30 protein-coding genes are annotated in these 19,196 nt (G+C 45.5%); 4 read left to right on the top strand and 26 right to left on the bottom strand.

The genetic code is table 11. The features are described from left to right. The 21 genes from MOC09_RS01895 to MOC09_RS01795 form a co-directional block, all read right to left on the bottom strand. Positions 1-150: a hypothetical protein gene (locus MOC09_RS01895; RefSeq protein ID WP_003239113.1), complete on the bottom strand. Its 150-nt coding sequence runs from the start codon at positions 148-150 to the stop codon at positions 1-3. 29 nt (positions 151-179) lie between these two features. Beyond that, the gene (locus MOC09_RS01890; protein WP_003232676.1) at positions 180-626 is read right to left on the bottom strand and encodes a phage-like element PBSX protein XkdN; all 447 of its coding nucleotides are present in this window, start codon (positions 624-626) and stop codon (positions 180-182) included. 91 nt (positions 627-717) lie between these two features. Beyond that, on the bottom strand, positions 718-1,161 hold the full coding sequence (locus MOC09_RS01885; RefSeq protein WP_003232677.1) for a phage tail tube protein: 444 nt from the start codon (positions 1,159-1,161) through the stop codon (positions 718-720). 1 nt (position 1,162) lies between these two features. Beyond that, a complete protein-coding gene (locus tag MOC09_RS01880; RefSeq protein WP_268362693.1) occupies positions 1,163-2,563 on the bottom strand; it encodes a phage tail sheath family protein in 1,401 nt (466 codons plus the stop codon). Then, the gene (locus MOC09_RS01875) at positions 2,560-2,778 is read right to left on the bottom strand and encodes a hypothetical protein (RefSeq protein WP_268362695.1); all 219 of its coding nucleotides are present in this window, start codon (positions 2,776-2,778) and stop codon (positions 2,560-2,562) included. Before MOC09_RS01875 ends, MOC09_RS01880 begins: the two co-directional genes overlap by 4 nt. A gap of 3 nt (positions 2,779-2,781) precedes the next feature. Continuing rightward, complete coding sequence (locus tag MOC09_RS01870; RefSeq protein WP_268369365.1) at positions 2,782-3,222, bottom strand: phage portal protein; 441 nt, start codon at positions 3,220-3,222, stop codon at positions 2,782-2,784. A gap of 12 nt (positions 3,223-3,234) precedes the next feature. Next, complete coding sequence (locus MOC09_RS01865; protein ID WP_268369363.1) at positions 3,235-3,720, bottom strand: HK97 gp10 family phage protein; 486 nt, start codon at positions 3,718-3,720, stop codon at positions 3,235-3,237. Further along, positions 3,717-4,073 (bottom strand): YqbH/XkdH family protein, encoded by a 357-nt coding sequence (locus MOC09_RS01860; RefSeq protein WP_268362702.1) that lies wholly within the window; start codon positions 4,071-4,073, stop codon positions 3,717-3,719. The genes MOC09_RS01865 and MOC09_RS01860 overlap by 4 nt, the downstream gene beginning before the upstream one ends. Continuing rightward, positions 4,070-4,453: a DUF3199 family protein gene (locus MOC09_RS01855; RefSeq protein ID WP_268369361.1), complete on the bottom strand. Its 384-nt coding sequence runs from the start codon at positions 4,451-4,453 to the stop codon at positions 4,070-4,072. Before MOC09_RS01855 ends, MOC09_RS01860 begins: the two co-directional genes overlap by 4 nt. A 21-nt stretch (positions 4,454-4,474) precedes the next feature. Continuing rightward, positions 4,475-5,410 carry a phage major capsid protein gene (locus MOC09_RS01850; RefSeq protein ID WP_003232690.1) on the bottom strand — a complete coding sequence of 312 codons (936 nt, stop codon included), beginning with the start codon at positions 5,408-5,410 and terminating at the stop codon, positions 4,475-4,477. Positions 5,411-5,434: 24 nt separating this feature from the next. Continuing rightward, entirely contained in the window at positions 5,435-6,262 is an 828-nt protein-coding gene (locus tag MOC09_RS01845) for an XkdF-like putative serine protease domain-containing protein (protein WP_268369359.1), read from the bottom strand. Between the two features lie 19 nt (positions 6,263-6,281). Next, a complete protein-coding gene (locus tag MOC09_RS01840) occupies positions 6,282-7,769 on the bottom strand; it encodes a phage portal protein (protein ID WP_268362711.1) in 1,488 nt (495 codons plus the stop codon). Positions 7,770-7,772: 3 nt separating this feature from the next. Further along, positions 7,773-9,074, bottom strand: a complete 1,302-nt coding sequence (locus tag MOC09_RS01835) for a PBSX family phage terminase large subunit (RefSeq protein ID WP_268367034.1) — start codon at positions 9,072-9,074, stop codon at positions 7,773-7,775. After that, positions 9,071-9,868, bottom strand: a complete 798-nt coding sequence (gene xtmA, locus MOC09_RS01830; protein ID WP_268362714.1) for a phage terminase small subunit — start codon at positions 9,866-9,868, stop codon at positions 9,071-9,073. The genes MOC09_RS01835 and xtmA overlap by 4 nt, the downstream gene beginning before the upstream one ends. A gap of 115 nt (positions 9,869-9,983) precedes the next feature. Next, positions 9,984-10,493 carry a sigma-70 family RNA polymerase sigma factor gene (locus MOC09_RS01825; RefSeq protein ID WP_268362716.1) on the bottom strand — a complete coding sequence of 170 codons (510 nt, stop codon included), beginning with the start codon at positions 10,491-10,493 and terminating at the stop codon, positions 9,984-9,986. Positions 10,494-10,609: 116 nt separating this feature from the next. After that, positions 10,610-10,816 carry an XtrA/YqaO family protein gene (locus tag MOC09_RS01820; RefSeq protein ID WP_268362719.1) on the bottom strand — a complete coding sequence of 69 codons (207 nt, stop codon included), beginning with the start codon at positions 10,814-10,816 and terminating at the stop codon, positions 10,610-10,612. Continuing rightward, positions 10,803-11,159 (bottom strand): phage portal protein, encoded by a 357-nt coding sequence (locus MOC09_RS01815; protein ID WP_268362721.1) that lies wholly within the window; start codon positions 11,157-11,159, stop codon positions 10,803-10,805. The genes MOC09_RS01820 and MOC09_RS01815 overlap by 14 nt, the downstream gene beginning before the upstream one ends. An 84-nt stretch (positions 11,160-11,243) precedes the next feature. Beyond that, positions 11,244-11,411 carry a hypothetical protein gene (locus tag MOC09_RS01810; protein ID WP_003245588.1) on the bottom strand — a complete coding sequence of 56 codons (168 nt, stop codon included), beginning with the start codon at positions 11,409-11,411 and terminating at the stop codon, positions 11,244-11,246. Next, entirely contained in the window at positions 11,411-12,211 is an 801-nt protein-coding gene (locus tag MOC09_RS01805; RefSeq protein WP_268369358.1) for an ATP-binding protein, read from the bottom strand. The genes MOC09_RS01810 and MOC09_RS01805 overlap by 1 nt, the downstream gene beginning before the upstream one ends. Continuing rightward, on the bottom strand, positions 12,111-12,947 hold the full coding sequence (locus tag MOC09_RS01800; RefSeq protein WP_268369357.1) for a phage portal protein: 837 nt from the start codon (positions 12,945-12,947) through the stop codon (positions 12,111-12,113). The genes MOC09_RS01805 and MOC09_RS01800 overlap by 101 nt, the downstream gene beginning before the upstream one ends. Next, positions 12,934-13,113: a hypothetical protein gene (locus MOC09_RS01795; protein WP_268362730.1), complete on the bottom strand. Its 180-nt coding sequence runs from the start codon at positions 13,111-13,113 to the stop codon at positions 12,934-12,936. The genes MOC09_RS01800 and MOC09_RS01795 overlap by 14 nt, the downstream gene beginning before the upstream one ends. Before the next feature lie 177 nt (positions 13,114-13,290). Between MOC09_RS01795 and xre the strand changes: the two genes are divergently transcribed. Both xre and MOC09_RS01785 read left to right on the top strand, forming a co-directional pair. Then, on the top strand, positions 13,291-13,632 hold the full coding sequence (gene xre, locus MOC09_RS01790; protein WP_014476533.1) for an HTH-type transcriptional regulator Xre: 342 nt from the start codon (positions 13,291-13,293) through the stop codon (positions 13,630-13,632). A 161-nt stretch (positions 13,633-13,793) separates the two neighbouring features. Then, on the top strand, positions 13,794-14,390 hold the full coding sequence (locus tag MOC09_RS01785) for an ImmA/IrrE family metallo-endopeptidase (protein ID WP_268362733.1): 597 nt from the start codon (positions 13,794-13,796) through the stop codon (positions 14,388-14,390). A 42-nt stretch (positions 14,391-14,432) separates the two neighbouring features. On the opposite strand, the gene MOC09_RS01780 is transcribed toward MOC09_RS01785, so the two are convergent. Together MOC09_RS01780 and MOC09_RS01775 are read right to left on the bottom strand one after the other, a co-directional pair. Next, the gene (locus tag MOC09_RS01780; protein ID WP_268362736.1) at positions 14,433-15,269 is read right to left on the bottom strand and encodes a manganese catalase family protein; all 837 of its coding nucleotides are present in this window, start codon (positions 15,267-15,269) and stop codon (positions 14,433-14,435) included. A 71-nt stretch (positions 15,270-15,340) separates the two neighbouring features. Then, on the bottom strand, positions 15,341-15,946 hold the full coding sequence (locus MOC09_RS01775; protein WP_268362737.1) for a poly-gamma-glutamate hydrolase family protein: 606 nt from the start codon (positions 15,944-15,946) through the stop codon (positions 15,341-15,343). A gap of 105 nt (positions 15,947-16,051) precedes the next feature. On the opposite strand from MOC09_RS01775, the gene MOC09_RS01770 reads away from it, so the two are divergent. Then, positions 16,052-16,429, top strand: a complete 378-nt coding sequence (locus MOC09_RS01770; protein ID WP_268369355.1) for a PH domain-containing protein — start codon at positions 16,052-16,054, stop codon at positions 16,427-16,429. Positions 16,430-16,465: 36 nt separating this feature from the next. On the opposite strand, the gene MOC09_RS01765 is transcribed toward MOC09_RS01770, so the two are convergent. Continuing rightward, complete coding sequence (locus MOC09_RS01765) at positions 16,466-17,419, bottom strand: N-acetylmuramoyl-L-alanine amidase (protein WP_268362742.1); 954 nt, start codon at positions 17,417-17,419, stop codon at positions 16,466-16,468. 123 nt (positions 17,420-17,542) lie between these two features. On the opposite strand from MOC09_RS01765, the gene MOC09_RS01760 reads away from it, so the two are divergent. After that, complete coding sequence (locus MOC09_RS01760; RefSeq protein WP_268362744.1) at positions 17,543-17,797, top strand: YciI family protein; 255 nt, start codon at positions 17,543-17,545, stop codon at positions 17,795-17,797. A gap of 34 nt (positions 17,798-17,831) precedes the next feature. Here MOC09_RS01760 and phrA read toward each other — a convergent pair whose 3' ends face one another. Both phrA and rapA read right to left on the bottom strand, forming a co-directional pair. Beyond that, entirely contained in the window at positions 17,832-17,966 is a 135-nt protein-coding gene (phrA, locus tag MOC09_RS01755) for a phosphatase RapA inhibitor PhrA (protein ID WP_268362747.1), read from the bottom strand. After that, on the bottom strand, positions 17,956-19,092 hold the full coding sequence (gene rapA, locus MOC09_RS01750; protein WP_268367033.1) for a response regulator aspartate phosphatase RapA: 1,137 nt from the start codon (positions 19,090-19,092) through the stop codon (positions 17,956-17,958). Before rapA ends, phrA begins: the two co-directional genes overlap by 11 nt. Positions 19,093-19,196: the final 104 nt, after the last annotated feature.

Below are 19,196 nucleotides of genomic sequence, written 5' to 3'. Positions count from 1 at the left end.
TTAGTTCCCTCCTCTCCTTGATTCTTTTTCTAATAGATCTAGCTTATAACCTATCAACCCAAATAAAAGAGCTTTAAAATGTTTTGGTGCTTCATATAATTCAAGAAGTTGGGATGGCGAGTAATGAAGCTCATGCATTGCATAGTACAAATACACAGCTTCTTTATCGCCATCCTTTACTAGTTTTTTGCTTCTTCTTCTAGATCTTCAAGATCATCTTCAAAACCATTGATTTCAATTGCTTTATTCAGCCAGTTCGCATACTCTCCCCCAACAGATAATACACGTTTGGCAACTTCTACCGGATCCGCAGTTTTGTATGCTTCCCTTAAATCTTTTGAACGAAAATCAGGATAAATAGTAGATTCGATGGCAATTCTCGCATAAAAGCGCTGGGAGTCTAAATCTTTGACGCGGCCGCGGCCTTTCACATTTTTAAATGTGGTGTTTTCTTTCTCTAATTCATCAATCCGTTCAGTAGTAATTGGTTTTAAAATAAACGGAATGACATTCCCTTTTTTATCAACAAAACGCTTTGAGATCGGTACTTTGATTTCTTCAGCTTCAATTGTTTTTCCCGGCATAAAAAAGGAAAGATCATATACGTTTTCGTTCTTCTCGCTCATGTAAAAAACTCCCTTGTCTTTTGATTGATTTCATCGTGTAAAAAACAGACCTTTCTGAGAAAGGCCTGCGTAATGGCTTGTTCAGCTTTGATTAAAACGTGTCAGATAGCTTTTCAGGCACGTCGAAGTCTTCAAATGTAAATGGCACTTCTTCTTCTAACGCTTCTGAATCGACATCAAGGCTTGCGATTTTGGCAGAGTCAAAGTTGACGTCGTACAGCGTGACTCGCTCTGTGCCGCGGCCGGAGGATTGATCATCCAGCACGGCTTGGAGCGTGAAGTAAGGGTCGCTGCCTTTTTTGACATAGTCCATCATCAATAGCACGAATTTTGATGTGACTTTGTAGAACGTTGCGGTCCCTGTTCCATTTGCCCCTGTTGTTTTATGGCCTGTCATGCGGCGGCCCATAATGTTTACTTCAGACTTGTTTTTCTCGACGTTTGCTTCAAAAGTTTTGATGTGCGCCATTTCCTCCCCATCGAGGAATAAACGGCCTTCTTTTCCTGAGATTGTGTTTTGTGCTTTTAATGCCATATTAGTTTACCTCCACATTAAAGTAGAATTTTTCTGCAGCGTCGACAGGCTGTACGGCCAGGTCAATCAAGAAGCCGTCACGGTCTTCATTCATTGAAATGGTGATATCTTCATCAGAATCAAAGCCGGTGATGCCGCCCGCATCCTGAAGCGTTGTCATGTATTGGGTGATCATCGTTTTCACATACTGAAGTCCGTCTTCAGATGCCGGAATATCGCTTCCGCTGCCTTTTCTTGATTTGATTAGGGCTTTCAGCTCGCGTGTTAAATCGTTATTTACAGCATCCAGGACACGAACGATTTTGTTTTTCGCAAATTTCTTGTTTTTCTCAGCTGTGAACGTAACAAGCGAGTTAATGTCCTTTTCTACACTGACGGACTTGTCACGAGCGTCGAATGTGAATAAAAATTCTCCTTTGCCCAGACGTTCAACAATCGTATCGTGGTCAAGGCGGTGTAACACATCAACGGCGCCTTCGTACTCAACGAACGTCAGCGATTGGTTAAAGGTTGCTCCTGCGCTCGCTCCAGCTACCCAAGCTGTTGCTTTGTCCGGCGTAACTTCCGTGCCATCTTCGAGCAGCACACCTTCTGTTACGTTGATGATGCCTTCATAGTCACCGGCATAATTCGCTGTAACCCCCTGCACTTTTTGTCCTTGTTCGTCGCGCAGGCGCTTAATAAATGCAGCAAATGTCGCCTTCAGCTGGTCGCCTTCTGCAACAGGAAGCGCAATCACATCAAAGCTCTCCGTCTCAGCCGCGGCTAAGAAATCCGTATAGTCGGAGTTGACAGGGGCTTTATCCGTACCGCCGGATAAACGGATCCCTGCTGAGGCATTCAGAGATTCAGCTGCAGTCTCTCCTTCTGATCCAGTGAGCGGAATCGTTGAAGAAAGATCGCCTGTTCCGCTAAAGGTGACATACCCGTTAGCTGTTAATTCTTCCGCTTTTTTGACGGTCTGTTTATCGACCTCTGACTCATCCATATACGTTGTGACATCAAAAGAAGCAGCATCGAGCACATTTGGGTTAATGCGGATGATGATGTCATTTCCTTTTGATCCGCCATATACAGCAGTCGCTTTGACACCTTCGGCAATATCAGCAGACGCTCGGACACCTTCGGTTAGACGGTACATTAATACCGTTTTCGCATTTTTCTTTGCTTCACGCAAAAGCAATAATGATGGATCATCAATGCTGAGGCCCACCTTTTTATTTAAATCCTCAACGCTGGAAATGGAGACAAACGTTTTCGCTTCCCCCCAGCTTGATGCGACCGGGAGTGCGACTGTTCCCCGTTCTCCGAGTGACACCCGCTCCTGTGCTGTCGTTTTAAAGTTAAAATAAATGCCTGCACGTTCTTTTTCTTTGCCTGTTGTAAATGTTCCGCCATTCATGATGACATGACCTCCTCGTTTAGAAATGTTTGAATCAATTGATTGGCTTCTGATTTCGTCATACGTGTTTGATCCACGCCAAATAAAGCCCCCTGAAGAATATCCGGCTTAACGCCGAACAGCTCCTTTGCGTGCTTAATCAAATCCGCTGTATCAAAAAGAGCTTCCCTGCTCTCTGTATGTACAGCCTTTTTATGTTGTTTGTCCTTTGCCACCGCTTATTTCACCCCGCTGTTCATGTCGATATCCTGTAAGACAGGCTGTTTTGTTTTGTGATAATAATACCGGCTGCTCCACCTGATCACCATGACCGCCTCGCCTCTGTCTCCTACCCTTGTCTCGATTCGGGAGATGCGGATTTTATCCCCTGTCTTCTCTCCAGATTCACTGAGCAGCGGAACCATATTTCTCGCTTCTCTGATGGCATCCGCGAGCCTGTCCGCTTCATCCAGTGCCTGTACGGAGTCATGATGAAACAGCTTCACATTGAGACTGTAGGTTTTTTTAAAAGTTGAGACCGTATCTGTTTCCTCAAACACAGAAGGCGATGGGACGTATAACGACGGTATCTGAAAGTGATCAGGCAGCTCGCGTTCATAAATGAGTACAGGCCAACGGCTGTACAAAAATGCCATAATCGACCCTGTTTCGCTGTTCATCCTGCTCCTCCTTTACAGCTTCTTCAGCCACTGGCACAGTTTGCTTTCCAGCGATGTTTCAAACAGCTGCTCATATAAAAGCAGCGCATGATCCCAGTAGCCCGAGCCCGCAATCCATTTTCTCTTGAGCGCCATTCCCGTTGAAGACGCGGGATCATAAATAAACCGTGAGCCTTGAAAATGCCCCGGCACCCATCTCACGTCTTCTTTTGACGTCCAATGGCCGTCATTAAGAAATGAGGCGTAATCAAGCTGTGTTCCGACCTCAAGCGAAAGCCCGCCGCTTTGCACAATCCAGAGATTATCCTCCGCCCCTTTTTCGAACGAGCGGAGGAGTTTCTCTGTATCAATCGTTTGTGTGCTGATGAGCTCAGATTGGACGATTTCCAGAAAATCTTGCCCGCACTCCTCAAGCCACCGGGACGCCTGTCGGGAAAAGCCGCCTGAAGCTGCTTCTTTTAATGTTGTGTTTAGCTGGTTCAGTCCCGCTATTTTCATAGGCTTTCATCTCTGACCGCAATGACTTCCCAATGATGTTGTCTGATCCTTTTCGGCAGCTTTAGTATATATTTATGATTCTCCCACATGATTTTATCGTTTACGCGGATGTCCGCTGACAACGGAAAATGGACGAGAAAGCTGTGATATACAGTTTGATCGGGCTCCGCCTGGACCAGCTGCTGTGTTTTTTCGGTAAAATAGCAAGGGACATCTTGTTCATCGGGTGTATCCGGATATGAAATCACCGGCTGCAGCTTATCTGCCGGAATCCCGAATCGGCCAGCAGACGGCGCTTGCGCTGCTTCATGATAAATGTCGCAACGGTGAATGAGCATCTGCTTGTAGCTCATAAAGATCTCACCTTCAGTCTGGAGGATTCAGGGACGTAGCCCGGCGTGATAAACTCTTCGAGCAAATGATACACCTCAGGCCGCTGAATCCCGCCTTCTCCGGAAACCGTGTAGGAATAATCCCCCATTTTCTCAGACTGATAGCTTGATGAGGCAGTTTCATCGCTGTTGACAAGCGCAAAATACTGGGCAAGCTTTACTAAAGCCAACTTCACCTTGCCGGGCAGCGGATCATACAAGCTGTCTTCAAAGCGGTGGCCCGTGATGAGAGCCGCTTCTGCTTCCGCCTCGATGATATCCTGCGCCAGCAACTCTTCCGGCCTGTTTTTCACCCGATCATAGACCGAATAGGAGGCTACGTCAGTCGGTTCAATGAGCATGAGCTGACCACCTCGTTTCTATTATTCTTTTACGTTAATTAATTTCGCGCAGGCATCCTCTTCCTCGAACTTGCTGTCCAGCTTGGCCGTTAAGACAATAATGAATTTACGGGAGCGGATGTCTTTGTCGACTTCAATTCGGATATTGCGGGAGAAGCCGAGAATGATATTTTTCGGATGTGTGAGAATGATATCAGAAGCGTCATATTGCGCGTCTCCCTCACCGACTGTGTACGGCTGAATATTGGATACCCCTTTGACCGGTACGCCGAATGCTGTTGACAAGCCGCCCTGAACAGCCTGGTCCCCAAGGTTTGTCTGGCGGTCTGCCACGCGGTCCTTCCATTCAACTTCTAAGCCGTGAGACGTATAGAATCTGAATTCCTGAGGGATGCGCAAATATTTTGGCGGAACTGCCTTTAAGCCTTTCTTGAATGTTGCTCTGGACAGTTCTTCACCGTTCATGTCAACGATATGGGAAACCGCCTGTTTACGGATGCCGTCCAGCTGTGCCAGATACGGATCAGCTGATGCTGTATCGCCGTTAACGATCAGCTCTTCAATATCAACTGCTGCGCGCTCTGCTAAAATCTGCATGATCGTCTGTTGCAGGCCGTCTTTTTCAATATTGTTTTCGAGTGTGTCATACGTAATGTTAATTTCCGCAATGACTTCCTTCGTGTTCAATTGGACCGTGCTTGTCGTTGGAACTGTCAGCTCGTCGTTTGACAGTGCTTTTCCTTCTTGCGCAGCCCGCAGAATACGCTGACCGAAGCCGATTTTTTCAAATTTTTGCGAGTCATTTTCCATTTGAATCACGCGGGATTCACTGAAAATGGTCGGCGTATTTTGCACCATGCGGATAAAAGCCGATGCTTGTGCAGGATTCATAAGCCCGCCGCTTTTTAAAGCTGAAAGCGACATTTCCGCTTTCCGAATGATCTCTTGATTTCTCAATTGATTTCCTCCTCTATGACTGGTTTACAGCAGTCCGCTCCAGATTGATTTTTTGACTTGCTCTGTATTGCCGTCCGCATCGTCCGCTGTCTGCTTAGACGCGCCTCGCGCTTTTTCCAAAGCTTCGATTCGTTCGATCAGCGGAGCGAGCATGTCCTCGACGAGCTTTTTCAGACGCTCATCATCACCCGTCTGCTCCGGCTTTTCCTCCGTGTCTGTATTCTTTTCAATCCGCTCAAGCCGTTTGAGCAAAGGGTAAAGCGCATGCTCGAATGATTCTCTCATGTCTTCTTTTCTCATTTCTTCAGTCTCCTTCCCTGTTTTGTCAGCCAGCATTTGCTTGAAAACACTGAAGAATCCCGATTTTTCAACCGGTTCTTCCTCATACACGTCAGCAGTGCCCGCCATGCTGTAGCCGGTGATAATTCCGGCCTTAATCTGTTCCCACACCTCGTCAGACGCTCTTGTCACGAGCACCCACGAGCCCTTTGTAATCCGCTTAGACCCGATCGTAAAATCATCGGGCGCCACATATGACTCGACCACGACGCCGGTTCCGCCCTCAAAGCTGTGATTGATATCAATCTCCCGTGCTTCTGCGAGAAAGCCGTGGGCCGCTTTTTCAATTTCCTCGGCGGTCATAAAATCACCGTGGGCATCAGGAACATCAGGCTCATACACGATTCCGTACACGAGCTTTTGTTCATCCTGTTCACTTTTTGTAAACAGCCGAACCTTTTTTTCAAATGACGGAGGTCCGTCTGACTTCGTAAAGAAAAATTCTGTCTGGTTAGCTGCCTTGTCTACATAACTGACAAAGCTGATTTTGGCATTTCTTAATTCCCGCGCCACCTGCTTGATTCACCTCCCTTCAGGACGTTTTGATCGCTTCGATGCTTTCTTTCAGCTCCTGCATGAGCGCAGCCAGGTTTGTCTTTTCCGCATCCTGTCCTGCAGGCCGTTTGTAGATTTCCTCAGGCCACTCCTCCAGCGTTTTGCCAAGCACCCGTCCGGCAAGGTCGCGTAAATCATTCGGCGAAACGGCTCCGGCTGTAATAAAAGGACCGAGCACTTTCGCAATCTCAAGCGGATCACGAAAGTCCGGTCCTTTTAATGTCAGTCTGACGTCATGGATATTCAGCTCCGGCAATAGCAGCGTGTTCAGTTTATTCACGAGCGTTTTTCGCTCCGGCTGAAAGACCTGCTCCTCCGTAATTTTTCTAGCCGTATCAGCTGTCGCACGGTTGTATTCCTGAGCCTCGCCCGTATACAGCGGCGGGAGGCGGAACGCCGAACGCAGCTTATTTCTGCTTTTTTCATCGTATTCAAGAAACAGGGCGTCGTTTTGGAGAATTTCCGCCAAGGATTTGATTTCCACGGAAACCGGCGTAATATCCTCGCCACCGTGAAGATCCTTCTCTTTTGCGATACCTTCCGCTTCAATCAAGAGAAATTTATGGGCGTTTTCCACACCTTCAAGATCGTTCATGTATTCCTGCAGCTCCCGGTAAGAAGCTTCCGACAGCATCCCGTTTTCCACTGTGATGGCAGCGGGAACGTGACGGCCCTGTTTAAAATACATAAAATTGAGCTCTTCCGCTTTTCGGGCTCCGTATAAATTGACAATATTGCCGACCCAGCGGGGCACGCCGTATACGCCGCTTCCGATTTTGAGGTGAATGGCTTCATTCGCTTGATACTTCTCTGCCAATGCGCTCACATATTCACCCGTGCGCATGTCCATTTTTCGGGGATCACCGTATTCTTTGAAAAATACTTTCTTTCCGTTGATCATCTGCACATATTTTCGAAAGCGTTTTTGCCGCTTGATTCTTTTCATTTTTCCATTTTCCTCATATACAAATGAAACCTCGACAGGTTCACCGGCACCGCATACACGCATATTCTTCACATCTAAATATTCGATCCCAGCCGGTTTTCCCATCCCATCGCGCAGCACTTCCATAAAACCGTTTCCTGTTTTTTCCCTGTCTTCGATGGCATATCCTAAAATCGTTTCGGCTGATTCATCAAAATGAAGGCATTTATAAAAGGCTTCAAGTCTGGCCCAGTCTTTTTCTGCTTTTTTCTTTTTTGCCTGATCGACATCACTCGCGTTGACATCAAATGTGTACTCAACATCGAATCCAAAACCTGTAATATTTACTCTGTATGCATCAATGCATTGCTGAAGAATGGTCGAGTATTCGGCAATGGTTTTGAGCTCGGTGATATTGTAGGGCGGAGCGATAATGTCCTCTCCGTACAGCTCAGAAAAGTCATCTTCATAGATTTGCTTTGTCTGTGGAGCGGCGGCATTGGCTTTAAATACAGTGGCTCTGACTGTTTGATTGTGCATGATTTATGACCTCCTCCTTTCTCGGTTCGGCCGGATTCGTTTGTGTGCTGTCTCTTTCATATCAGCAACCTCATAATCATCAAGCGCATACCAAATGGCAGAAAGCGTATGCGGGTCAATCGTGAATTCATCCTCAATCAGAGCTCCGTTTTTATCTTTGGCATACGTAAGTGTCTTGAGCTCATAGATGACATTTTCACAGCGGTCCGAACAGAAGATTTTTTTGAACCGTTTTACCTTTTTGGTATATTGAAGCCTGGAGCCGGGAAACTTTCTGGCTCCAACCATCCGAAAGCCCTGCTGGCGGAAATATTGAATGCTTTTCGGCTCAGCCGAGTCGGCTTTGATCAATTCCTGTGTCTCAATAAACTCACGCAGCTCATCAGCCGTCCTGTCATCTGTCATTTTGTTTTGATAATACTCCCAATAAATGTAGAGGTATTTTTTTTCAGGATCGACAGCAAGCCGGACGACGGCATTATAGGATTCCTCGAATCCAAAATCCATGCCTGTACGAAAGATTGGCTTGCTGATGGCTGCGATACATTTTTTCACTTGATCATGCGGGAGTACCTCGAACTGCGGCAGCACCCTGATCCCATTGACGCCGAATCGGCCTTTGCGGGCAATCCGGTACAGGTCAGGATCATACTCCTTAAGTCCGTCAAGCTGTTTCACATAGCTTTCTGGGAGGAAGAGGTTGTCGTTAGCAGTGGAATGGTGATAATACGTATCTCCCTTCACAATCGTCCGCTTTTCGTAAAGCTCGCTGTCATCCAGCACGAACCGATTATTGCGTTCATCCCGAAAAAAATGCCGGTACGTCCAATTGGAGGTGCCGACGGGATTGGTGGTGCAGATCATATGAAGCTTCAGCTCAGGGTGGCGAAGACGGCCGATTAATTCTTTAAAGCCCTCATACTTCACCTCTGAGCATTCTTCAATCCATATTAATGAAATGTTATGAACTGATTTTAATTTTGCCGGATTATCCATTCCTTTGAACATGATTCGGCTGCCGTTTTGAAACCGCATCTGCAGCGGGGAAGAAAGGGATGCCACAGCCTTTGTGAGGCCGAGCTCTTCGATTACCTCTTGGAACAAGGCAAACGTTGAATCCCGATGGGTATCGAATACCTCGCGGATGACAAGGGCCGTCCGTTTTTCCTTCAGCAGCTTTAACACGATTTTCAATGCGGTATGATAGCTTTTGGATGAGCCGTAGCCGCCGACGAGAAACTGGTACGTCTGCTCCCAATTGAACACGTAATCTTCGAAATGAGGGTTGATTTCTTTTACAATCATGATTTGCCCTCTTTTCGTTTGATCATGATTTCAAGCGGCGCTTGGCTGTCATCTGTTTTCTCCGCTTTTTGTTTGGCAAGCTTCAATTTCTCGTTTTCAATTTTTTGTTTAAATTGATCCGGAAACAAATCAAAATATAAGGACAGTTTCTCGAGCGCCTTCATTTTATCGGCCAGCTTGATGGCGATGCCTTCTTTGCCGAGCTTTGCTTCCGTCACAATGGTGCCGTCAACGAGCCCGGAATCTTTGACATCGACAAAGCTGATTTCCTTCATAATCGGGTTATCATCTTCATCAAACAGCGGTCCCGATTTCCCGACAGCCTGAACCTCTTTTTTTCCGAAGGTCACATAGTCCGTAATATCTGCAAATGCGATCTTGATATAAACCTGAAGCACGTCCATCGCTTCAATAAACATTTCATTGACCATTTCTTTTTTTATGCGTCTGATTTCAGCAGCGACCTTTTCATTCCTTAACAGCCGGCTGCCCGTCACATGGGCGCTGTCCGGAGAATAGCCCGCTTTGATTGCTGACTGTGTGGCATTGAAGCTTTTGACGTAATACAGGCAAAACAGCCGCTGGCGTTCATTTAATTCATCATTGTCTATCCGGCGCTGTTTTGGTTCGTTTCTGGTTTCTGAAAACAAAGCCTCTTTCCATTTGTCTTGTTTTTTCCAGATGCCGATCGTTTTTGCAGAAACGCCGATTGTGTCCGCGATCGCCCGATTTGTGATGTTTCCCTGATGTTGTCGATAGATTGCGAATGCTTGTTCGCGCTGTTGTGTTTTCATGCTACGGCATCACCGCCACCTCCAGCATGGATGTCTATTCATAAAAGCGGCTGAACCCGCCAGCCGCTTATGTGTCATGCTCTATTCACTTATAGGTGGCAAACGTATGACAAGCTCAGGCAAGCGATCGATTCATTTCTTCCTGCTGTCTTTGCATCTTTGCGATCGCCCGTTTGATGGTCGTTTGCACAGTTGATTTTTTCACGCCGAGAAGATCAGCGATCCGTTCATAAGAAAAGCACTCTACCTTATGCAGCAAAAACATTTCTTTTTCTCTGTCCGTTAACAGGGCTAATGCTTCTTGAATTCTCTCTCTGTCTTCTTCTGATACCTGTCCGTCCGGCTCAACCATCATAGTGCTGGAAAATGATTCGATGATTCTCGGATCTTTGATCATCAGCCGCTGGTAGGCATCACGACGGTCAATCGCCCGTCTGATGCCGGGTTGTCTTCCTTTTTCAAGCCATTCTGTTACATATTCAAGATCAGTAATCATATTTCTGATGATTTTTTTATCCTTCAGCTCTTCAGCAGAGAGCACGGATTCATCTGCTTCAGCGAGCGGTTTATATTGTGTTCTTGTTTGTTTGAGTGTGCGTTTATATTCAAATAGTAAGTCTTGCATTCTATGATCCTCCTCATTTTTGGCAATAAAAAACGGACACCAATCAACGCACAAATGCTGTGCAGTTGATCAGTGTCCGCAGGCTTTCCGTCTTGGACGTATTCTTTTTTTTCGCTTTAATTTAATTTGAAGCCGATTTCAAATTCCACACGGGCAAGATCTCCCTTTCTCGTTTCGACGAGTGTTTTTCCGTGCTCCGGCGCTTCTGTGATCCATGCTTCTTGCTTGATGCCGTCTACAATAATGACATGGATTTTTCCGTCCTCCAACTGGCTCTCCAATGTGATGGAATCGATATGCGGCAGCTTTTTAGGATTGATCATGTTTCTTTTCCTCCCTTCCCGGTGCAGCGATTGTTTTGACTTTTTCCAATAGCTGAATGATGCGTTCCTTAGAATGAACAGAATCCCCTTTTAGAAAATCTAGAGATGCTTTGCATGCTTCCAGCAGTTCAGGCGCAGCGGCCATCAAAGCGGCATTGCTTTTTTGCGAAAAAGAGCTGAGGTCAAAGACAGCGGCAATCAGCCGTCCGTTTGAATATGGGAATCTTTCTTTTTCTTCTTCACTGTAAGCTGAATAAATATAGATCGGTTTCGTATCCCCGCACGGGACAGCACGCCATGGTGCAGGGCTTTTCTCTGCTTGTTTTTTTGCCATCACTTTCACTTCCCGTCATCCTGATACCATTGTTCAATGTTTTTTTCGGTTCGCTTTGCCCGAAACAGCAAAGCAACCAGGGCAGTCAGCTGTTTAATCATAGATATTCAGCCTCGCTTTTCCTGCTGTCAGCATTTGCTCCAGCTTTTGAATGACAGGCGTTAAATCAGTGCCGGACCGGCAGTTCGGACATGGATGAAAAACGACTCCAATACCGGTATGTTCCACAATGACTTTCTTTGTTTGACAAAGCTTACACATTATCTGACGCCCTCCAATCTGTGGTTAAGCTCGTAGGCTGCCCCTTTGATAATCACCAAGTAGTCGCTGCACATTTCGTAAATTCTCGTACCGAGCGCTTCATCAACCCGGACAAGTGTTTCAATCGTCAGCTCACTGGATAGCAAAATGGGTTTATGGTTTAAGTAGCGGTAGTTGAGTACCGAATACATTTGCTCTAGTTGCCAATCTGTGGCACGGGGTTTGCCGTTAACCGGTTTGAACAGATCATCTATGAACAGCACATCTGCCTGCTTCATTCGGCTCAGTTTTGCTTCCAAAAGATCAAAGTCATTTTTTAGATCAGTAAAGCCTTCTACGAACGGAAAATAAATGACCGGCACATGGATTGTTCTCATCAATTCATTGGCAGCAGCGGTCAAAAGGTGCGTTTTCCCTGATCCCGGCTGTCCTAAAAGAGCAATGCTGTTTTTCCGGCTGTCCTTGATTTGTTCATAATCCGCCACATATTCTTTTGCACATTCAAACGCGTCTTTTATGGCCTGCGGCTTTCCCTCGACGCAGAATTCCTTGAAGCCCAGCTGTCTGAAGGCGGGGGTAATCTCACTCGCACCTAGCAGCCGCTTCACCTTCCGTTCTGCCATGCAGCTGCACATCGTCCAGACTTCCATGCCGTTCTGCCTGATGAGATAGCCTCCCTGATCCTTGCATCGCGGGCAATCATACCGGCTTGCGTCTGATTCGGCCGGTTTGTCCGCCAGTAATGGATGTCTCCCTCTTCTCAGCTCGTCCAAAATTTGCTCGATTGTTCGTTTTTTCATGTCTTTCCATCCTCTCAGGTTGAATTGCGGCATTCTTTTTGGCTTGCTGCGCGAAAAATCGGTCCTCGATGAATTTCGAGCAGTAGCGAAAGGCCTTGATTGTTTCCGAAGCGGCGGTCCGCCGGTTTTCAAAGGCTTGAAAGCATTCCTCCAGCCATTTGATTGTTTGCGTCACAGGAACGCCAATGGCGACAATACGGGCGATGGCTTGATAATCTCTTGAGGAAGGATACACGGTGCGTCCTTCTTGAGCCGACCGTAATTGTGTAAACCGCTTCGCAATGTGATCCACTGCATCATCAGCAGCAGTATATGTGTTTGTTTTATCTTTATCTGATCGGACGTCTGTGTCCGGAGCCTGCGGCGAAAATGGCCGTTCCTTTATGCCCCCGTGTACAGTTCTGTCCGATCTGAAGCTGAATTTTTTGGAATGCTTTACCGAAATGATCAGTCCGTAGGGCGCACGGACAGCCTTTATGTATTCATGGCTTTCCAGAAGCTCCAGCCATCTTCTGACGGTTTTTTCACTCACACCGAATACAGCAGCCATTTCTCTCGCTTTTAATGGCTTATGGCCTAGCACAATTCCCCAGCTTACACCGTCTTTTTCAATTTCTTTTGTTGTTGAGCTGATGAACCAAAGAAACAGCCAAAGCGCTGGACCAATTTTGTCATAATGTTCTGAATTCAACAACCCTGAATACGTAGGAAAAGGATAGCTTTTATCGGTTTTCATTGTATGCCGTTTCTCCTTTTAACATCATGTAGGTTTGAAACTGCTCCTGCGTTTCAAAATGGAATACCGGAAGGCCGCATGCCGTAAACGAAATAGTGCCGCCGGATTGTCCGAGATGGCGCTGATCTATGGGATTTTCACTAAAAACAATTTGGATCGGATACATGTAATCACTCTCCTGATCATTTTTTGATACATTTCGTATCAACTGTTACCAAGTATAAACGATACAATTCGTATCATCAAGTTATTTTTGATACTTTTTTTATCATGACTTTATTTTGATACATATTGTATCTATAATCATAAGTAACTTAGGGAGTTAAAAAAGAGAGGTCATAGTATGATAGGCGGCAGATTGAAGAGTCTCAGAGGGAAAAGGACACAGGAAGAAATCGCATCTCACATCGGTGTGTCACGGGCACGATATTCCCACTATGAAAACGGGCGAAGCGAACCTGATTACGACACACTCCAAAAGCTGGCTGATTACTTTCAGGTAACAACTGATTATTTATTAACAGGAAAAGACAAAACATCCGAGGACGACGTGTTCTCAGATCCCGACTTGCAGCTTGCGTACCGCGATATGCAGGATTTCTCCCCGGAAAGCAAACAGCAGGCCATCGAATTTATCAAGTATTTAAAAGAAAAAGAGAAGAACCGCAAACCGAAAAATAAATAAATCGTTCTCTGTTCTCTAAAACATATAAAAAATAGACCGATATAAAGAAAAAAGAGTTTATTTTTTAAAGAAAAGGGAAAGATTTCTACACGCTTTCCAGTCCTATAAGGGCTTTTCTTTCTCGCTAAAAACAGAACACACGTTCGAAAGGGAGTATTCAATTGGGAGATTACTTATCACATCTGGAGGAATACGTGAAAAATTTGTACAGCCGGCTGGGCATCACCTCCCCACATCACATTGATATGCTGAAAATCGCAAAGGATCTGGATATTTGGGTTCATTTTGAGGATATGGGGAGCATGATGGTCAAATACGACGGCATGTACAGTATCGTGTTGAACCAGAGAAAATCACGGGAAGAGCAATGGGAGGATTTTGGCCACGAACTGTGCCATGTGTTAAAGCATGCAGGCAATCATTTTCAGATGAACAAGCTCTTTCGGGAACTGCAGGAATTTCAGGCAAATCAATTTATGTACCACTTCTGTGTGCCAACCTTTATGCTGTTGCAGATGGAACTGCCGCAATGGAGAAGCCAGGCGCTCGCGACAATTGCAGCGGTTTTCCGGGTAACAAAGGAATTTGCGGAAAAAAGGCTTGAAATGTTTGAACGGCGTAAAGCAGGTATTCAATTTCAGAAGCGGCTCGCTTACTTATTATCACACAAGCGGCCAAATGCGTACGAGGAAGGCGAGCAGCAGCACTTGCAGGTCGCTGAGGAAAAAGCATTATATCATATCGGCAAATACAGCTGATCAAATATGGGCTGAGGAAAATATCCTCAGCCCAGAAGAGAACTAACATTTCGACATTGGGGGAACTGTATTATGCACCCACATTGGCGCCGGTTTAAGACGAGGCGCAGGCCCGAACGCAATCGGAGCGGGAATATACCTGAACTCTCCCCGGCCGTCAAAGGCTTCGCCATGAGCCCATCTTCCTTGTGAGCTTTCATCCCCTCTGGAAAAGTTAAACAGATCATAGGACACTTCCTGCTTTTCGAGCTCACGCGGGAACGTCGTTGGAACCACAATATCCCGTTCTCTTTCTTCCAGCTCTTTAATTGCCGCATACCACATATTTTGATGATAAGTATCCCTTGCAATCAAAAATGACAGCATATCTCTTACCCCAGGATCATCAGTCATGGCATAAAGCCGTGTCACCTGAAGGCGTCCTTGTGCTTCCGCATTTAAGTTAGCGCGAAAATCAGCCAACAGATTTCCGCTTGAGATGATGTATTTGGCATTCCACGGATAGCCCTCACTATCTGATGCCATCGCGCCCAAGCCGGACACAATAGCATGCTGAGGATTCATCCCTGACATGACTGCTGCAACAGCTGGATTGCTTTTATAAGCATCCTCCTGTACATCAGCGGGTGCATTGTCCACAAGCCTGGAAATCATCGTAGCCAGCATTTCTACGTGCCCAATCTCTTCCGTTCCCACATCACATAACAAATCTTTATACTTAGCATCCGCCCTGCAGTTAAACCCCTGAAACAAATACTGCATCATAACGCTAATTTCACCAAATTGACCGCCCAGCACCTCTTGAAGTTTTTTCGCATAAACAGGATCGGGATGAGCAGGCTTCGCTTGGTATTGAAGCTCTTTAATATGATAAAACATGATTCATTCCTCCCTACACTTTCGCACAACCCCAGCGTATGAAGGAATAGGCTGATCGTGCAGGTCCAATTTCATTGGTTCAAAAAACCAAGCTTAACGGCATCCACATATCGATCAAACAGATCATTTTGTGTGTAGCTTTGATCACGGCAGCCAAAATTAGAGAACAATGCTTTTCGCTGTGCCGTGCTTATTTCCAATTGCAGACCCTTTTCCCTTTTCGTTCGATTGACAATATTTTTCGGATGCACACCTGCCAGCCTGTCCTTCTCATTGATGAGCTTGGCACTAAAGCCCGCTTCATTCAGCCGCTCACAAATAAGCTTGGCTTTCTGGCGATCGGCGCCTCCGACCAGTGTATGCGGAGTTTTTGGATCATGATACCCATGAATTGCTAATGCATAATGGTGGGCGTTCACTTTTTCTACAGCCAGCGGCTCGTCAAAACAAGTGCTTGTCAGATGCAAGGAACGGTTATTACGCTGCTTTACACCTTCAAACAAATAAATCGAACATTGATCGGAAAATGCCCGTACCAGCTCACTGACACCAGGTTCAATTCTGCCGCCATGAGGTCCGAGGACAATATATTCACTTCCGTTTTTTTCCTCATAGATAATCCGGTACTCCGATTCAGACGCGGAAAGGGCTGCAAAGCTTTTATACATATCTTTCATTTTGAACGCTCTCCTTTGCCAGTCAGCACCAGTTTACTCTACTCATCTATGAATGAAAACCTTTTTATAGTATGATTTGATAGAATACGTACCAGGAGGTATATCATGGGATTTATCGATGGATTACTTGGCAATGCGTCAACACTGTCTACGGCAGCGGCGAAAGAAGAACTGGCTGATATTTTACTAGAGGGTGAGAATGTCAATGCCGCATTTAAGCTGGTTCGCGATATTATTGTCTTTACTGACAAGCGGCTTATTCTTGTAGACAAGCAGGGAATCACAGGGAAGAAAACGGAATTTCAATCGATTCCGTACAAAAGCATTTCCAGATTCAGCGTGGAGACCGCCGGACGCTTTGACCTTGACTCTGAACTGAAAATTTGGATTTCCGGCGCGGAACTTCCCGCTGTCTCAAAACAGTTTAAAAAAGATGAGAGCATTTATGATATTCAAAAAGTTCTTGCTGCAGTTTGTATGTAAGAAGAAAACGGAAGCCTGCCAGCTTCCGTTTATTGATTACAGTTTTTTCTCCATTTTCGCCTTCGTTTTCGGACCGTAAATCCCATCTGCCGTTAATCCGCTGACAGACTGAAAACGTTTTACTGCATTTGCTGTTTTCGGGCCATAAACGCCGTCAATGCCGTGATTTTTCGCTCCTTTATCAGGATAAAAATAAAGGGCAGCTAAAGCGTTCTGCACTTGTTTAACGTTTGTCCCTTTCGTCAGAGGACTTGTTACTTTGATCACTCCGGATGGGAGCGGATATGAGGACCCGGCATGGCTTTTAGAAGCAGATGCCGTCTGAGGCAGCTTTATTATCTGTCCGACTATGATGCGGTTCGGGTCAGTGATATGATTTATGCTTTGCAGTGTTTTCACACTGACACCGTGTGATGCGGCAATACCTGACAGTGTATCGCCTTTTTTCACATGGTATTCAGGCTCCGAAGAAGAGACGGAAGCCTTTTTCGTTGATACGCCTCCGTTTAGTTCCTTCTCAATTGCCGCCTTCACTTGATCCCAGCGTCCCTCTGATAAAATGCGGTGCGGGCAGTACTTTCCGCTCCAGTCCTGATGCTTTCTCACCCGATCGATTCCCCAGCCGCGCTCCTTCAAAAGCTGTGCGACAAATGAAATCGCCAAGGCTTCAGCCGCCTCGTACTTTGGACCTCCCGATTTGCTGTAGCAAATCTCAACGCCGATGGATTTGCGGTTTCCTGTACCATTTGTGCCGTCACCGGTATGCCAGGCGTTTCGGTTAAGCGGAAGACCTTGAATCACCTCTTGATCATCCACTGCAAAATGAAAGCTTGTCGAGCTGGTGTTCCCTATCATATAACTGATTTCATTAGCCGCTGACGCATCGTTTGCCGTGTTATGAATGGTAATGTATTCAGCGGACATCGGATTGGGACACTTCAGCGCGTATTTCGCCTCAGAAACCAAATTTTTCTTCACTTGAATGCTCACCTATCATCTCTCCTTTTTCTTTTTCATCAATAGGTGGCATTCGTAGGACGAAAAGCTCATTTCATCTGTCGCCGTTATATGGATCATAGTGTTAAACTGATGTTCATTGGGAGGGGGAAGAGCATGAACACATATTTAATGCTGACCACAAGAACAAATCAATTCAAGCAGGGGCATGTAGCCGAACATTATGAATTTTTGGATCGCTTACAGGCAGAAAAGCGCTTAAAGATGTTCGGGCCATTCAGCGACGCCACAGGCGGAGCATACGTCATCGAGGCAAGTTCGCTGGAAGAGGCAGCGGAAATCGGACATGCAGATCCGCTGGTGGCAGGCGGATCTTCTGAGCTGACCATAAAGGAATGGAAGCTGAAGTAAAAAAAGACCCCTGAGGGTCTTTTTTTTGTTATCATTATGTTTGATTGCGTGCCGCAATATGAAATGTTTTATCCTCTGTGGCTGCTGTGTCTCCTGCATGGACCATTACCTGTGTAAAGCTGAACCCGACCGCAACGAGCAACAAACCTGACATCCATTTAGATTTCATATAAACAATCTCCTCTCTGGATTTGTTTTTGTGCGTGCACCATTTTCTCATAAAATGAAAGTGCTTTTTCGGGCTGTCCGTTTTCAATATAGAATTGGGCAGCATCATGCGCCAGCTCTTCAATATAAGGATACAGCATATGTTCTTCAAGAAATTGAAAGGTGTGTGAGACTGATTCTGTGTCAATGTTTTTTCCGTATAACGCATGTAAAAATTGAAAAAGCTCCACAAATAATTCATCACTGTATTGACGGGCGATTTCCAATCCTTCACGATACTTTTTTTGCGCTTCGGCATTATTTTTTTGTTTATACAGAACCTGTGTTAAAGAGTAGATAGAATGCGGAAGATTATCGAACTTTTCCGACTTGCAAATAGAAACAGATTTCTCAAAATATTCGGCTGCTTTTTGCAGTTCCCCCATTTTCTCGTAGCAATTTCCGAGATTGTACAGGGCAGAACTGATCAGGCGGGGATTGCCTTCTTTCTTTGCAAGATCTAAAGCCAGTTCTAAGTGGGGCAATGCTCTTTCTGGATACTGCATATCATCATAATTTCCTGCAATAACGAATTCACATTGGATTCTGCGGACGGTGTACGTTTCATACATTTGGTACGTTTCTAACGCCTGAACGGCGTAGCTCATTGAAACATAGGTTTGTTTTAAATTGTAAAAAATCTCGGCCATCTTAAAAGCAAACTCGGCTTTCTCAATATCATCCGAGACGAGGGCAAGATTCTTTTCCGCCCGTTTATAATACATCATGGCACTGACAAACATTTTCTGCTTAAATTCATACATTCCGCGAAAAAAATTAAAGTAATAATCGAGAAGCCCTGTCAGTTTGTATTGATTCCCTTCAATGTCTTCTAATAATTCTGAAAACTCCAGATGAGACGTGTCCTCTCCAAAAGGCTTAATGTAATCCAGCATGACACGGTGCCTGAACTCCATTAAAGAATAATACAGCAGCAAATCTTGGTCTTCTTCCATATCCTCGATTTCTCTTTCTACTTCGAGCTTGACCCGTTCGGCTTCAGCAACGTGGAACTGCCGGATATGGGTATACCATTCATTAATTTTAAGCCCGACATAAGAGGACGGAATCGTCTGCTTCATCCTCAATTAATCCCCCCTTTTTGAGTTACCCGAGATATGTCATATTTTATCATATTTACAAGAAAAAGAAGAACGCAAAATAACCGCAATTGTCGAATTTCGGCTAACCG

The organism is Bacillus sp. N12A5, assembly GCF_026790125.1.
GTDB lineage: Bacteria > Bacillota > Bacilli > Bacillales > Bacillaceae > Bacillus.
The sequence above is the reverse complement of the archived record's forward strand: the minus strand, read 5'-3'. Positions and strand labels throughout refer to the sequence as shown.